Origin of the sequence: Caldichromatium japonicum (assembly GCF_011290485.1) — a bacterium.
Taxonomy (GTDB): Bacteria; Pseudomonadota; Gammaproteobacteria; order Chromatiales; family Chromatiaceae; genus Thermochromatium; species Thermochromatium japonicum.
On the sequence record NZ_CP048029.1, the window covers coordinates 1,831,196 to 1,845,100 of the forward strand.

20 protein-coding genes and 2 tRNA genes are annotated in these 13,905 nt (G+C 62.5%); 19 read left to right on the plus strand and 3 right to left on the minus strand.

What is annotated here, in order from left to right:
• The first annotated feature begins 16 nt into the window (after positions 1-16).
• From GWK36_RS08985 to GWK36_RS09000, 4 genes are read left to right on the plus strand one after another with little or no spacing between them, the layout of a single operon-like run.
• Positions 17-355: a type II toxin-antitoxin system RelE/ParE family toxin gene (locus GWK36_RS08985; RefSeq protein WP_166270859.1), complete on the plus strand. Its 339-nt coding sequence runs from the start codon at positions 17-19 to the stop codon at positions 353-355.
• The gene (locus GWK36_RS08990; protein WP_166270860.1) at positions 336-617 is read left to right on the plus strand and encodes a helix-turn-helix domain-containing protein; all 282 of its coding nucleotides are present in this window, start codon (positions 336-338) and stop codon (positions 615-617) included. Before GWK36_RS08985 ends, GWK36_RS08990 begins: the two co-directional genes overlap by 20 nt.
• Positions 618-653: 36 nt before the next feature.
• Complete coding sequence (locus tag GWK36_RS08995) at positions 654-908, plus strand: BrnA antitoxin family protein (protein ID WP_166270861.1); 255 nt, start codon at positions 654-656, stop codon at positions 906-908.
• A 40-nt stretch (positions 909-948) separates the two neighbouring features.
• A complete protein-coding gene (locus tag GWK36_RS09000) occupies positions 949-1,434 on the plus strand; it encodes a hypothetical protein (protein WP_166270862.1) in 486 nt (161 codons plus the stop codon).
• 292 nt (positions 1,435-1,726) lie between these two features.
• On the opposite strand, the gene GWK36_RS09005 is transcribed toward GWK36_RS09000, so the two are convergent.
• Positions 1,727-1,803: transfer RNA gene (locus tag GWK36_RS09005), tRNA-Leu, on the minus strand.
• A 305-nt stretch (positions 1,804-2,108) separates the two neighbouring features.
• On the opposite strand from GWK36_RS09005, the gene GWK36_RS09010 reads away from it, so the two are divergent.
• The 11 genes from GWK36_RS09010 to GWK36_RS16085 are packed head-to-tail and all read left to right on the plus strand — an operon-like array spanning position 2,109 to position 7,479.
• Positions 2,109-2,360: a helix-turn-helix transcriptional regulator gene (locus GWK36_RS09010; protein ID WP_166270863.1), complete on the plus strand. Its 252-nt coding sequence runs from the start codon at positions 2,109-2,111 to the stop codon at positions 2,358-2,360.
• Positions 2,361-2,362: 2 nt separating this feature from the next.
• Positions 2,363-3,676, plus strand: coding sequence for an AAA family ATPase (locus tag GWK36_RS15685; RefSeq protein WP_166270864.1), 1,314 nt, complete (start codon positions 2,363-2,365; stop codon positions 3,674-3,676).
• Entirely contained in the window at positions 3,654-4,484 is an 831-nt protein-coding gene (locus tag GWK36_RS15690; protein ID WP_166270865.1) for an AAA family ATPase, read from the plus strand. The genes GWK36_RS15685 and GWK36_RS15690 overlap by 23 nt, the downstream gene beginning before the upstream one ends.
• On the plus strand, positions 4,484-4,681 hold the full coding sequence (locus tag GWK36_RS09025; protein WP_166270866.1) for a hypothetical protein: 198 nt from the start codon (positions 4,484-4,486) through the stop codon (positions 4,679-4,681). Before GWK36_RS15690 ends, GWK36_RS09025 begins: the two co-directional genes overlap by 1 nt.
• A complete protein-coding gene (locus GWK36_RS09030) occupies positions 4,681-5,121 on the plus strand; it encodes a hypothetical protein (RefSeq protein ID WP_166270867.1) in 441 nt (146 codons plus the stop codon). The genes GWK36_RS09025 and GWK36_RS09030 overlap by 1 nt, the downstream gene beginning before the upstream one ends.
• A complete protein-coding gene (locus GWK36_RS09035) occupies positions 5,099-5,317 on the plus strand; it encodes a hypothetical protein (protein ID WP_166270868.1) in 219 nt (72 codons plus the stop codon). The genes GWK36_RS09030 and GWK36_RS09035 overlap by 23 nt, the downstream gene beginning before the upstream one ends.
• 2 nt (positions 5,318-5,319) lie before the next feature.
• Entirely contained in the window at positions 5,320-5,511 is a 192-nt protein-coding gene (locus tag GWK36_RS09040; protein ID WP_166270869.1) for a hypothetical protein, read from the plus strand.
• A 2-nt stretch (positions 5,512-5,513) separates the two neighbouring features.
• Positions 5,514-6,110 carry a phage replication initiation protein, NGO0469 family gene (locus GWK36_RS09045; RefSeq protein WP_166270870.1) on the plus strand — a complete coding sequence of 199 codons (597 nt, stop codon included), beginning with the start codon at positions 5,514-5,516 and terminating at the stop codon, positions 6,108-6,110.
• A 12-nt stretch (positions 6,111-6,122) separates the two neighbouring features.
• The gene (locus GWK36_RS09050) at positions 6,123-6,827 is read left to right on the plus strand and encodes a 3'-5' exonuclease family protein (protein WP_166270871.1); all 705 of its coding nucleotides are present in this window, start codon (positions 6,123-6,125) and stop codon (positions 6,825-6,827) included.
• Positions 6,824-7,282 carry a RuvC family protein gene (locus GWK36_RS09055; RefSeq protein ID WP_166270872.1) on the plus strand — a complete coding sequence of 153 codons (459 nt, stop codon included), beginning with the start codon at positions 6,824-6,826 and terminating at the stop codon, positions 7,280-7,282. The genes GWK36_RS09050 and GWK36_RS09055 overlap by 4 nt, the downstream gene beginning before the upstream one ends.
• The gene (locus GWK36_RS16085) at positions 7,279-7,479 is read left to right on the plus strand and encodes an NrdR family transcriptional regulator (RefSeq protein ID WP_425482749.1); all 201 of its coding nucleotides are present in this window, start codon (positions 7,279-7,281) and stop codon (positions 7,477-7,479) included. The genes GWK36_RS09055 and GWK36_RS16085 overlap by 4 nt, the downstream gene beginning before the upstream one ends.
• Before the next feature lie 377 nt (positions 7,480-7,856).
• Here the strand turns inward: GWK36_RS16085 and GWK36_RS09060 are convergent.
• Positions 7,857-7,947: transfer RNA gene (locus tag GWK36_RS09060), tRNA-Ser, on the minus strand.
• Positions 7,948-8,129: 182 nt separating this feature from the next.
• On the opposite strand from GWK36_RS09060, the gene GWK36_RS09065 reads away from it, so the two are divergent.
• Both GWK36_RS09065 and GWK36_RS09070 read left to right on the plus strand, forming a co-directional pair.
• A complete protein-coding gene (locus GWK36_RS09065) occupies positions 8,130-8,318 on the plus strand; it encodes a hypothetical protein (protein ID WP_166270873.1) in 189 nt (62 codons plus the stop codon).
• A 129-nt stretch (positions 8,319-8,447) separates the two neighbouring features.
• Positions 8,448-11,291 carry a valine--tRNA ligase gene (locus GWK36_RS09070; RefSeq protein WP_166270874.1) on the plus strand — a complete coding sequence of 948 codons (2,844 nt, stop codon included), beginning with the start codon at positions 8,448-8,450 and terminating at the stop codon, positions 11,289-11,291.
• 167 nt (positions 11,292-11,458) lie between these two features.
• Here GWK36_RS09070 and GWK36_RS09075 read toward each other — a convergent pair whose 3' ends face one another.
• Positions 11,459-11,659 carry an Alvin_2107 family globule sulfur oxidation protein gene (locus GWK36_RS09075; protein ID WP_166270875.1) on the minus strand — a complete coding sequence of 67 codons (201 nt, stop codon included), beginning with the start codon at positions 11,657-11,659 and terminating at the stop codon, positions 11,459-11,461.
• 282 nt (positions 11,660-11,941) lie between these two features.
• On the opposite strand from GWK36_RS09075, the gene GWK36_RS09080 reads away from it, so the two are divergent.
• Together GWK36_RS09080 and soxY are read left to right on the plus strand one after the other, a co-directional pair.
• The gene (locus GWK36_RS09080; protein WP_166270876.1) at positions 11,942-13,426 is read left to right on the plus strand and encodes a M48 family metalloprotease; all 1,485 of its coding nucleotides are present in this window, start codon (positions 11,942-11,944) and stop codon (positions 13,424-13,426) included.
• Positions 13,423-13,881, plus strand: coding sequence for a thiosulfate oxidation carrier protein SoxY (soxY, locus tag GWK36_RS09085; protein WP_343033116.1), 459 nt, complete (start codon positions 13,423-13,425; stop codon positions 13,879-13,881). Before GWK36_RS09080 ends, soxY begins: the two co-directional genes overlap by 4 nt.
• Positions 13,882-13,905: the final 24 nt, after the last annotated feature.

Below are 13,905 nucleotides of genomic sequence, written 5' to 3' on the forward strand. Positions count from 1 at the left end.
TAAATGCGATAACATCATGGCGTGGACTGTCGAACTAATCCCCGAAGCCGAGGCCGAATTGCTGGTCATGCCTGCCGACGTTCGAGCCCATTTCCTGCACATTCGCCGCTTGCTGATGGACTATGGGCCGCAGAAAGTGGGCATGCCGCATGTGCGACCGATCGAGGGCAAGCTGTGGGAGATGCGCATGCGAGGCCGTGACGGAATCGCCCGCGCCCTGTATGTGGCGCGGCATGGGCAACGCCTGACGGTGCTGCACGTGTTCGCCAAGAAGACGGAGAAAACCCCGCGCCGCGCCATTGCGACGGCGTGGGAAAGACTACGGAGACTGACCGATGAAGACACGCACCCCTGACGCGCTGGAACGCCGCCTGCTGGCCGATCCATTGGTGCGCCAAGCCTTCGATGAACTTGCGCCGCAATACGCCGTGGCGCGTGTGCTGATCGAAGCCCGCGCCCGCGCTGGCCTGTCGCAAGCCGAGCTTGCCCGGCGCATGGGCACGACGCAAAGCGTGATTGCCCGGCTGGAATCTGGCCGCACCGCGCCATCCCTGCGCACCCTGCAACGCTACGCTGAGAGCGTGGGCGGCAGGCTGACGGTGAAGATCGAGGCTTGATGCGGAGGTGATCCGGCTGCCGGTGGGAGAAAGGGCATGAGGAAAAAAGACACTTGGCACGATCCTGACGACGCGCCGGAACTGGACGATGCGTTTTTCGAACGCGCCGACCGCTTCGACGGCCCGCGCCTGATGCGCCGAGGCCGCCCCCCTGCCGAGGTGCGCAAGGTCTCGCTGACGGTGCGCTACGACCCCGACATCATCGAAGCCTTCCGCACTACCGGCCTCGGCTGGCAGACACGCATGAACGATGCCCTGCGCGAGTGGCTGCGCCAGCATGCCAAGGCATGATGAAGACACGAACCCCTGACGCGCTGCAATAGGACGAATCATGGAAAAGAACTGGATGCACCAAATTGAAGATGAAGACCATGCCCGCCTTGTTTTGCATTTTGCCCGACGAGGTGACAGGCAAGCCGAAAAAGCCTTGCTGTCCGCATACTTCAATAGACAGCATCAAGGAGTGCCGCCATTCAAGGAGATCGAACACTGGATGAACCACGCCTTTGCGTTGCGCGGGATGTACGGCGATAAATTGCGGTGGGATGAATGTTTCGCGCCGGATCGCGAGACGGTAAAGAAAAAGCTTGCTGAGCTTGACGGATTACGAGAATGCAGCAAATGGATGGATGACAAGGAAATATCAGAAGCCGTCAAGAGGCAGATAGACAAAGGCGAAAAAACCTACGACATCGCATCCGACGACAACATCGGCCCGGCCTTCAAACTTGCCGCCGAGGAACTGAAGGAATTGGGCTACAGGCTAACCCCATCCACGGTTCGCGATCGATACTATAAGAGCAAGCGGAGACGGTGACGCGGGGCCCGAAATGATGCGATAAAGGACTCTGAAGTGCGCCGATTGTTGAAAAAGGATAAGAGGTGAGGCGGCACCTGGACCGCCTCGCGGGGATGGCGCGTCGGACTCCCATGCCCGACGACGAAACCTTTGGGCCCCAGGTCTGCCCGCAGCGAATTGCCGAGGAGATTTTGCCGCCACCCCTTGGGCATAAGGGTAGCCCAAACAGCGTGCGATTCAATCGGAGCTGGACTACCGCGCGCTCATCGGCGAGATCGGCATCACCAAGAAGGTGATCGATGGAGAGCCATGACGCGGGGCCGGATTCGAACCGGCATCTACTTACCCTTTGCGGGCAGCCACCCTGCCACTGGGCCACGCCGCGTCGCGGTTGATTCGACTATAGCATACTCACGCCCGCGCATCGAAGCGCACGCCATCAGGGGAGACGCATGGTCTCTCTCAAGAGAGCCAGGAAACGGCCCGCCCCAGCGCCTCACGTCCGTAACGCTTCCGGGTATGAGCCGGACGGCGCCATGCTCAGGCCACGATTCAGTATAGCCTACCCCCCCGCGCATCAAAGCGCACCTGCATTCGTAGTTTTTGGGCAAGACTACCCAAAAACCCGTAATGGATTGACATAACCCTGAACGCCATCATCCGGTCATCCCGACGTTCGCGAGGATGACCGAATGGAAACAACCTTTCACGGCATTGACCGCATCTTACGCCTGCCCGATGTGATGCACGTCACGGGCTTGAGGCGCACCAAGATTTACGACCTGATCAACGCTGGCGACTTCCCGCCGCCCTTGCACCTTGGCCCCCGCGCCGTGGGCTGGAAGGCGTCCGACATCCAACACTGGATCGACACCCGGCGGCTGGCCTGCGAAGCCCGCTGGGACGCCAAATCCGGCAAACGCTTCTTCGACATCAAGGGCTGATCATGCATCGGCCCGAAGAAGCCTTCGCGCAAGCCATGCGCGAGCACGGCATCACGCCGCCCGGCGAGGTCATCGCCGATGGCCGCCTGCACCGGTTTTCAACCAACGGCAGGCACGGCGACGATGGCGGCTGGTATGTGCTGCACGCTGACGGCATCCCCGCCGGTGTCTTCGGCGATTGGCGGCAAGGGGGCGAGGCCATCCCGTGGCGAGCCGACCTTGGCCGCCCCCCGTCACCGGACGAGGAGCAAGAAACCCGCCGCCGCATCGAGCAAGCCCGCCGTATGGCTGAGGAAGAACGCCGCCGCCGGGCTGAGCACGCTGCTTCCCTTGCCGCCGCAATCTGGAAGGACGCCAAGCCCGCCAATACCGACCATCCCTACCTGCTGAGCAAGGGCGTGAAGCCAACGCCGAGCCTGCGCGAATTGGATGCGACAAGCATCACGCGACGGTTGGGGTATGCGCCGCAAGCCAAGGGCGAGCCGCTGGCTGGCCGCATCCTGATTGCGTCGGTGCGTGTCGATGGCAGGTCGGCCACGCTGGAGATGATCGACGAGCAAGGCCGCAAGTCCGCGCTGGCTGGCGGCGTCAAGAAGGGCGGCTTCTGGGCAACCGGCCCGCTGCCCGACCGTGGCCGCGTGGTGCTGGCCGAGGGCGTGGCAACCGCGCTATCCCTTGCCGAGGCGCTGGGTGAGCCGGTAGCCGCCGCGCTGAGCGTGGGCAATCTGCAAGCCGCCGGTGAGTCCATCAAGGCCGCCAAGCCAGGCATCGAGCTTGTCATTGCCGCCGATCTGGACAAGACCGGCCATCCGCACCCGGAGGCCATCCGCGCCGCCGAAGCCTTGCGCTGCCCGCTGCTGAGCCCGCCTGCCGACCTGCTGCCCGGCACCGACTTCAACGACCTGCACGCCGCCCGTGGGCTGGAGGCGGTGCGTGATGCCTTCGCAAGCGCCGAAGGCCCGAATGTTCGCCTGACCTGCGCCGCCGAGGTGACGGCTGAGCCGGTAACTTGGCTGTGGGATGGGTGGCTGGCAAAAGGCAAGCTGCACCTGCTCGCTGGCAAGCCCGGCACGGGCAAGACAACGCTGGCGTTGGGCTTGGCCGCCATCGTGTCGCGTGGTGGCACATGGCCCGATGGGAGCCGGTGCGCATTGGCTGGCGACGTGCTGATCTGGTCGGCTGAAGACGATCCTGCCGACACCATCACGCCGCGCCTGATGGCTGGTGGCGCTGACTTGCGCCGCATTCACTTCATCGCCGACGTGAAAGGCGTTGACGGCGAGCCGCGCCCCTTTGACCCGGGACCCGGCCTTTGACGTTCCCCTGCTGGCTAAGCGCATCGAGGCCATGCGCCCGGCGCTGCTGATCCTCGACCCCATCGTGTCCGCCGTGGCCGGTGATGCCCACAAGTCCAACGACGTGCGCCGCGCCCTGCAACCGCTGGTTGACATGGCTGCCCGCATCGGCTGCGCGGTGATCGGCATCACGCACCTGACCAAAGGCACGCAAGGCCGCGACCCGACCGAGCGCGTGACCGGCAGCATTGGCTTTGCCGCGCTGGCCCGCGTGGTGCTGCTGGCAACCAAGGCCGAGAATCCCGCCCCCGGTGATCCGCCGCGCCTGCTGGTGCGCAGCAAGTCCAACATCGGCCCCGACGACGGCGGCATCGGCTACGAGCTGACCCAAGCCGAAGCCGCGCTAGGGTTGTGGGCCACACGCATCGAGTGGCTATCGCCGGTGGAGGGAAGCGCCCGAACCCTCATTGCCCGCGCCGAAGCTGTGCCTGAGGAAGATGCCGGAGGCGAGCTTGAGGAGGCCAAGAACTTCCTGTGTGACCTGCTCAGCGATGGCCCGCTGACGGCGAAGGAGGTGAAGGCCGACGCCGACGGAGCCGGGTTTGCGTGGCGCACGATTGAACGCGCAAAACGAGAACTTGGCGTTGAGGCAATCAGAACCGGCGGGCTTGGCAAATCCGGTCGGTGGGAGTGGCACCTTCCGCTAAGACCGCCAGAAATGCCTAAGACCGCCACACAAAAAGGTTGGCGGTCTAAGGAAAATTTGGCGGTCTTAGGCAACGCGGCTTCGGTAGCAAAACCCCTGCCCCCTGACACGGAGGGCTTCTGATGCACGCCGCCGACCTGCTCGCCGAGCATAGAGCCGCCGATGCGCTGGGAGTAGAGAAGCGCAAAGAGGGGTTCAAGCCATCGATCTGGCGCTGGTATCTACCGAAGATGCCAAGCAACACCGAAGGTGCCAACACTGAGAGTGTGGCATCTTCGGCGGCTTTGGCATCTTCGCGCGGCGACACGGAGGGCTTCTGATGCACGCCGCCGACCTGCTCGCCGACCTTCGCGCCGCCGGGTTCGACCTGCTCCCCGACGGTGACTTGCTGATCGTCTCCCCAGCATCCCGCCTGACCCCGGCGCAACGCGAGGCCATCCGCGCCCACAAGCCCGGCCTGCTCGCCTGCCTATGGGGTGAGATGCTGCGTGAGCACTTCGAGGAACGCGCCGCCGCACTTAAGCGCGGTGGCCTACCGCGCGAGGAGGCCGAGGCCAACGCCCGCGCATCGACCGGCCTTTTGGCCCGCAATCTTGGACTGCCGTGGGCTGCCCTGCGGCTGGCCTTGTCCGATCCGGCGTTGCCGGATTCCCCCGATCCCGTGGATAGGCCGCCCTACGGCCTGCCCGCGTGGTGTTTGACCCCTGACCATAAACCCGTTCAACAAGGAGTTTTTCATGTGCCTAAACGAAGCCTTTGACGCCATCCAAGACCTTCGCGCCTGCCTTGCCGACATCATCGCCCGCTACGCCGCGCCGGAGGAAGACGACGCCCCGCATCGCACGTGGCGATTGCCCGATGGGGCGCTGCTGACCTGTGACCCGCCCCTGACGCGCGAGGAGGTAGCCGACATCGAGGATTGCGACCCTGAAGACATCGAACCCGTAGGAGCCTGACCATGCCATCCAAGCAAGCAACGTCATTTCTGGCCGCCGAAGCCGAAGCCCTGTGCCGTGAGCTTGAGGCCGCCATCCTGCGCCTGCTGGAACGCGCCGACGAAACCATGAACGACCGCGCCAAGCTGCTGCTGGCCGCCGTCAATGCCCTGTTCGTTGCCCGCCAGATTGCCAAGACCCTGAAAGGAGCCTGACCATGAGCCTTCACCTGTCCGCTGAATCGCAAGCCTTTGAACTGCCGCCGTCTGGAAGCCTGCCCGCGCGCTGCTGCCATGTGATCGACCTGGGCACGCAAGCCGTGGAATTCCAAGGCGAGACCAAGCGCCAACACAAAATCGCCATTGCATGGCAACTGGACGAGCGCCGATCTGACGGCGCACCCTTCACCGTGAGCCGCCGCTTCACGGCAAGCCTGCATGAGAAGGCCGCGCTGCGCCAATTCTTGGAGGCGTGGCGTGGCCGCCCCTTCACGCCGGAGGAACTGAAGGGCTTTGCGCTGCCGCGTCTGATCAACGCACCCTGCCTGCTCAACATCGTGCATGAGGAGCGAGGCGGAAACACCTTTGCCGCCATCAAGAGCATTGCCCCCATGCCGCGTGGCATGACCCCGCCGCCGGATGTCAAAGACCCGCTCATCTTCGACCTGAGCGACCCCAACACGTGGCCCGCCTTTGAACGCCTTTCCAAGCGCCAACAAGAGGCCATCGAAGCCAGCCCGCAATGGCAAGAGCGCCAAGCCATCGGCAACCCGGCGGCATCGCTGGCCGACCTGGAAGACGACATTGCTTTCTGAAGGAGACCCGACATGCTGCTTGTCATCGACATCGAGACCCTGCCCGGCCAAAGCGACCATGCCCGCGCCATTGCCCGCGCCGAGACCAAGGCCCCCGGCAACATCAAGAAGGCCGAGAGCATTGAGGCATGGTGGGCGGAGCACGGCGAGGCCGCCGTGGATGAGCAATGGCGCAAGCAAGCCCTCGATCCGGCGCTGGGCGAGCTGTGCGCCATCGGCTTTGCCATCGGCGAAGACGGCGAGGCGGATTCCATCGTGCGCGGATTGGATGAGACGGAAAACGCCTTCTTGCGCCGCGCCTTGGCCGCCATCAACGCCGCGCTGCGCGATGCCCCGCACTGGCACCCCGCGATGAGTGAAGCCGTGTATCCAGTCTGTCACAGCTCCAGCTTTGATTTTCCGTTCCTTCGCGCCCGTTGCTGGGCCAACCGCATCCGCCCACCGCACTGGATGCCCGGCCCCAATGACCGGCAAGGCCGCGACTTTGGCGACACCATGACATGGTTTGCCGGTTACGGTGGCCGCGTGAGCCTATCCAAGCTGTGCGCCTGCCTTGGGCTGGCCGATCCCAAGGAACAAGGCGATGGCCGCGACGTGCTGGCCTTGTGGAAGGACGGCCAGCATGAGGCGCTAGCCGCCTACAACCGCGCCGACGTGGAAGCGACGCGCACGGCATGGCTGATCATGACCGGCGCAGATTGCGAGGTGCTGGCATGACGGTTCTTGGCATCGACCCCGGCTTGGCCGGGGCGCTGGCGTGGATCGGCGAGGATGGCGCGGTGCTGGACGTGGCCGACATGCCCATCCTCGACGAAGGCCCGCGCAAGAAGGCCATCGACGCCGCCGCATTGTCGGCGCTGGTGACGCGGCATCCGGTGCGCCGCGCCGTCATCGAGCTTGTCCATGCCCGCCCGACCGACAGCAAAGTTTCTGCCTTCAGCTTTGGCCGCAATGTCGGTGCCATCGAAGCCGTGGTGCTGGCCGCCGGGCTGCCGCTGGCCCGCGTTCATCCGGTGACTTGGCGACGCTTTGCCGGGCTTGCCTCCGGTGCGCCGAAGGAGGCAAGCATCGCCGCGTGTTTGCGCCTGTGCCCCTCTGCCCGCCCGCATCTGACCCGACACGACCGGGCTGACGCCGTGTTGATGGGTTTGTGGGGGATGCGCCATACATGAGGTGTCCGGTCTGCGGTTCAGAACAAGTTGCCGTCTATGGCACGCGACTGCTGATCGAATCCGGCGCTGGTTTGAAGCTGCGCTATCGACGTTGCCCGGAATGCGGTGCGCGGTGGAAGAGTTACGAGGAAGCCGACCTGAGGAGCCTCAAGATAAGCGAATGCAACAAGCCGCGTTCTGCTAAGATTATCCGCTAATGTCCATTTGGCCCTAGGAAGCCCTAGGACCGATTTTTTTTGGCCCGCCAATTCCATCCCCTTCTCACCCTAAGAAAAACGCATCCTAGGGCTTTCTGGTGGGCGGGTTTCAAGGCGTGTGCGCACTTCCCAATGTCCCGGAAGACCAAAAGGGCGCAGCTTGCGCCAATCGCTCGCGTTTGCCGGATTGCTGTTGCCACCCTGCGCGGCAAGTGGTTTGTCGCAACCAATATGCGAGGCGGCAAGTGGTTTGTCGCAACCAATATGCGAGTGTTTGCCGCCCCGCCAAGCAAACGCATCGAGTAACAACTAGGGTAACAACTGGCGCGGCTGTTTTTCAAAAAGTCGTTTATTTTCAAGAATCTGCGAGACATATATGGCGGAGAGGGAGGGATTCGAACCCTCGATAGGGTATTAGCCTATACACACTTTCCAGGCGTGCTCCTTCAACCACTCGGACACCTCTCCAGGCGTGTTCAGTCCTTTAAAGATCTCTAGACCGGGGCGCTGATTATATCGGATTTTACAGTATTGACAATTTGCTTTACGCGTCCGCCCCAGGGCAATCGCATGCATTACCCGAGCCCGAGGGGCTCAGCGCGGTCATCGTCGGGGGTCAAAGCGATCAGAAGCAGTCCTGGATATCGTCCTTGCGGGGCGGGAACGAGGCGGATGAGGCTCAGGGTGAGGCGCTTGAGGACGGCGAGATGGCGCGTGGCATGCTGGGTGCGGGCACACAGGTGGCCGTCGGCGAAGACGACATCTTCGTTTCCATGATGGACGCCAAGCCAATCCTCGCGCCCCCCAGTGCACAGTTATCAGTCACGCCTGGCACGTGAACAGCGATCTCAAGGCCTCCACGACCTCGGCATTCCTGCGATTGCCCTGATCACTACCCAAGGACCCCTCAGCGCTGGGATATACTTTAAAATTTTCAATCTCCTTGTGACCGAGATAAAGATCCCCCCATGCTGGATAAGACCTACGACCCCAAGCATATCGAGCACCATTGGTACCGCATCTGGGAGGAGCGTGGTTATTTTGCGCCGGCCCCAGAGCCCCGCCCTGGCCGCGGGGTCTATTGCATCATGATCCCGCCGCCCAATGTCACCGGCAGCCTGCATATGGGTCATGCCTTCCAGGACACCATCATGGATGCCCTGATCCGCTATCACCGCATGCTTGGCGATCGCACCCTGTGGCAGGCGGGGACGGATCATGCGGGGATCGCGACCCAGATGGTGGTGGAACGCCTGATCGAGGCCGAGGGCAAGAACCGCCATAACTACGGGCGCGAGGCCTTTGTCAACCGAGTCTTGGCCTGGAAGGCGGAATCGGGGGGCACCATTACCCGCCAACTCCGTCGGCTGGGGACCTCGCTTGACTGGGAGACCGAGCGCTTCACGCTCGATGAGGGCCTGTCCGCTGCGGTGCAGGAGGTCTTTATCAGGCTCTATGAAGAGGGACTGATCTATCGCGGCAAACGTCTAGTGAACTGGGACCCCGTCCTGCATACCGCGGTCTCAGACCTCGAGGTCCTGTCCGAGGAGGAACAGGGCTTCATGTGGGACATCTGCTATCCCCTGGTCCAGCCGGGCGCTGCCGACCCCCCCTATCTCGTCGTCTCGACCACCCGCCCCGAGACCCTGCTCGGCGATTGCGCGGTTGCGGTTAACCCCGAGGACGAGCGTTATCGGCACCTGATCGGTGCATTCGTCGAGCTGCCCCTGACCAGACGGCGCATCCCCATCATCGCCGATGAGTACGCGGACCCCGAGTTCGGCACGGGTTGTGTCAAGATCACCCCGGCGCATGATTTCAACGACCATCAGGTCTGGCTCAGACATCGCGACGAAAAGGCCATCGCCGAGCAACCACACGGCGGGTTGATCAATATCCTGACCCCTGATGCCTGTATCCGCGCCAATGCCCTCGAAGAGGGCGAGCTCATCCCGCGGGCCTATGTGGGGCTCGATCGCTATACGGCCCGTCAGCGGATCATTGAGGATCTCAAGGCCCAAGGGCTGTTGGCGGCAGTTCGCGAACATCGCTTGCAACAACCGCGTGGCGATCGCTCGGGGGCGGTGATCGAGCCCTATCTCACTGATCAGTGGTTTGTGCGCATAGGGCCCCTGGCCGAACCTGCGATCCACGCCGTCGAAGAAGGCCACATCCGTTTTGTGCCGGATAACTGGAAGCACACCTATTTTGAGTGGATGCGCAACATCCAGGACTGGTGTATCAGCCGTCAGATCTGGTGGGGTCACCGCATCCCCGCCTGGTATGACGCCCAGGGCAATGTCTATGTCGGGCGCTCTGAACAAGAGATCCGCGCCAAACATGGCTTTGGCCCAGAGCTTGTGCTCACCCAAGACCCCGATGTCCTGGATACCTGGTTCAGCTCGGCGCTCTGGCCCTTTAGCACCCTGGGCTGGCCCGAACAGACCGAGCGGCTCAAGACCTTCTATCCGACCTCGGTCCTGGTGACCGGGTTTGACATCATCTTCTTTTGGGTCGCGCGCATGATCATGATGGGGCTCAAATTCATGGGCGATGTCCCCTTCCGCGAGGTCTATATCCACGGGTTGGTGCGCGACCAAAACGGCGACAAGATGTCCAAGTCCAAGGGAAATATCCTGGATCCCCTGGATCTCATCGATGGGATCGACCTTGGATCCCTGGTTGCCAAGCGCACGACTGGCCTCATGCAGCCGCATCTGGCCGAGCGGATCGAGCGCGATACCCGCAGAGACTTTCCCAACGGCATCCCCGCCTTTGGGACCGATGCATTGCGCATGACCTTTGCCTCACTGGCCAGCACCGGGCGCGACATCAAGTTCGATCTGGGGCGGATCGAGGGCTATCGCAACTTTTGCAACAAGCTATGGAACGCCGCGCGCTACGTCCTGATGAACACCGAGGGTCAGGACTGCGGGCTTGGGTCAGGCCCCATCGAGCTTTCGGCCGCCGACCGCTGGATTTGGAGCGAGCTTCAGCGCACGATCCGGTCGGTAACCGAGGCGATCGAGTCCTATCGCTTCGATCTCGCCGCTCAATCCTTATATGAGTTCACCTGGGACCAGTTCTGCGACTGGTATCTCGAGCTTTCCAAGCCGGTCTTGAATGATCCCGCAGTCTCGGCGGCTGCCAAGCGCGGCACCAGGCGCACCCTGGTGCAAACCCTGGAGACGCTCCTGCGCCTGTTGCATCCCATCATGCCCTTCATCACCGAAGAGATCTGGCAGAAGGTCAGGCACCTGGCCGGGGTGGAGGGCGAGTCCATCATGCTTGCCCCCTACCCCGTTGATGATGCCGCGGCGGTCGATGCCGGAGCGACTGCCGAGATCGACTGGGTCAAGCAATGCATCCTGGGGATCCGGCGGATCAAGGGCGAGATGAACATCGCCCCGGGCAAGCCATTGCCTGTCCTGATCGCCAATGCCTCAGACCAGGACTGCCAGTGGCTGGCGACGGCCAGGCTTTATCTCGATTTCCTGGCGCGGACCGAATCGATCACCTTGTTAGACGATGAGTCCCAAGCGCCCGAGTCGGCGATTGCCTTGGTGGGGGCGATGAAGATCCTCATCCCCATGGCTGGGCTGATCGACAAGTCAGCGGAGCTCAAACGCCTGGACAAGGAGATCGCGCGCCTGAGCGACGAGATCGCGCGGCTCGAGATCAAGCTCGCCAATCCTGAGTTCGTCGCCAAGGCCAAACCCGAGGTGGTGGCAAAGGAGCAGGTCAAGATCGCGGAGCGGCGTTCAGCCCTCGCTGAACTGGAGGCGCAGCACGAGCGGATGGTCAAACTCTAAGCGGTGTGGCGGATGCCGCGGATCATCCCCCAAAAGGGACCCGCGGCATCCGGAAGACACCAGATATGAAAGGCGGGGGCAGGCGGCTCGATCGAAATCCATCAAGCAACGTGCCAACGCCCGCCCGCAATGGGAAGGGCGCAAGACGCGTTCAGAGACGGCGGCGGTTAGGACTGTTTGACCCACTGCGCGAAGTTGTCGGTGTTCTTTTCTTCACCGTCGGCATAGCCGGCCTCATAAGCGGGCGTCAAACGCTGTTCCTCGCGCTTGGGATTTTGCAGATAACCGCACTGCCAACCCTGGATATACTCGTCATCGACGCCCATCTGCTCCATCTTGGTCACGGCATCGTAGTAAAACTGATTCATAGGTCTGCGCTCTCCGAATCACTGGTTGATGTGCACACGCAGTCATCGCCGCCTGGCGGATACGCCCTTGAGCAAGCGCTGCCTCACCCTTTGTGGAGAAGGCATGCGAATGGATGGCCCGTCGGCGCGATGCGGGTCATCTCGACGATGTTGTGATTTATAAGAATACAGCGTTTTTCTAATGGTGGACAAGTCAAGTCGGATGTTCCATCGCCTTGGGCCGCCTGGTGATTGCGATGCGTCTCCCTTTGTCCAAGAGGATCGAATCGATAGAGAGTCTTTATGATCAGGATCAAGCCCATCCATTTCAACCTACGCTTTGCTTTAGTGGCCCTGAGCCTGGGTGCGATCTCCCTCCCCCAGGCGCAGACCCAGGATGACCGCCTCCCCGAGATGGGCAGCTCTGCCGAGACAGTCATGACGCCAGGCGCCGAGCAAAGGCTTGGCCAGTCCTTTATGCGCAAGGTGCGTGAGACCCTGCCCTTGCTCGATGACCCGCTGGCCCTGGATTATCTGGAGGGACTGGGCGCTCAGCTCCTAACGGCGGCGCATCAAGATCCCAGTGGGTTTCGGTTCTTCATCATCGATCAGTCGGTGGTCAATGCGCTTGCCGGCCCCGGCGGACACATCGGGGTCTATACAGGTCTGATCCTGGCTGCCAAGACCGAAAGCGAGCTGGCCGCCGTGATCGCCCATGAGATCGCCCATATCAGCCAGCGCCATCTGCTGCGTTCATTGGAGGAACAAAACAGGCTGCTCTTGCCCACCGCCGCGCTTCTCATCGCTGGGGCCATCCTAGGAGCCCAGGTCTCAGGCGATGCTGGGGCTGCGGCGATCGCAGGCGCCCAGGCCGCCCTCCTCCAGCGCCAGATCAATTTCACCCGCGAACATGAACACGAGGCCGACCGCATCGGGATTACCATGCTTGCCCAAGCCGGCTTCGACCCATACGCGATGGCCGGTTTCTTCGAGCATCTATCTAAGGCAAGCCGCGTGACCGAGACCAGTACGCCTGAGCTATTACGCACCCATCCGGTCAATGCCAACCGGATCGCCGAGGCGCTCGTGCGCGCTGATACCTTTGGCGTGCGCCAGCGCCTAGACAGCCTACGCTTTCACCTAACCCGTGCCGCCCTGCGCGAACGCTCCTATAAACGCCCAGAGCAGGCGATCGAACACTTCAATGCCACCCTGCAATCAGGGCGCTATCGCGAGGCACGCGCCGAGCACTATGGACTAGCTCTAGCCCTCTTGCGCGCCGGCAGGATTGAGGTCGCACGCCAAGCCCTCGAGCAGGCGCGTCAGGGACAAGGTGGCCTTGCTGAGTTCGTGATCCTGAATGCACGGCTCGACCTCGAACAAGGTCAGACCGAGCAGGCGGTCCGCAGCCTCAAGGATGCGGTTGCGCTGGACCCCGAGCGCTGGCCGCTGCGCCTGGCCTATGCCGAAGCGCTCCTTAAGGCGGGACGGGCGGCGCAGGCGATCGATGAACTCTTGGCCGTCGCCCGGCTGCGTCCCAGCAATCCGGTGTTGTACGATAGGCTGGAGCAGGCGGCGATCCGCGCTGGCAACCTGGGGGCAACCCATCGATTTCGCGCCGAGCGGCTTTATGCCGAGGGCGAGTGCGAGCTCGCCATCCGCCAGCTCGAGATCGCTTTACGTCAACGCGATCTACCCTATCATGAGGCCGCCCGCATCCAGGCGCGCCTCGAGACTTGGAAAGAAGAAGAACGCGACGCCAAACGCAACAAGCGAGGAGAACGATGATGATCGACCGCAAACGCCGCACCCTGATCCTGGGGGCATTGACCGGCTGCAGCGCATGGCTGGCCTCCCGCCTCGCCCTGGCCGGCTGGAACGCCGATGCCTTCCATTCAAAGGACATCACAAGCGCCTTGAAGGGGCTCTTGGGCATGGAGAGCGCCGAGACCAGTGAGCGCATCCAGATCAAGGCCCCGGATATTGCCGAGAACGGCGCCGTGGTCCCAATCACGGTCGAGACCGACCTTCCAGATGTACGCTCGATCACCTTGGTCGCGGCCAAGAACCCCAATCCATTGGTTGCATCCTTTGAGTTCGTCGACCCGAGCGTGACACCCTTCGTCTCGACCCGTATCAAGATGGCCGAGACGGCAGATCTCATCGCCGTCGTTCAGTCGGGTGACAAGTTCTATCAAAACGCGCGCACCGTTAAGGTTACCATCGGCGGTTGCGGCGGCTAACATTTCAACTGTCTTTAACAAATT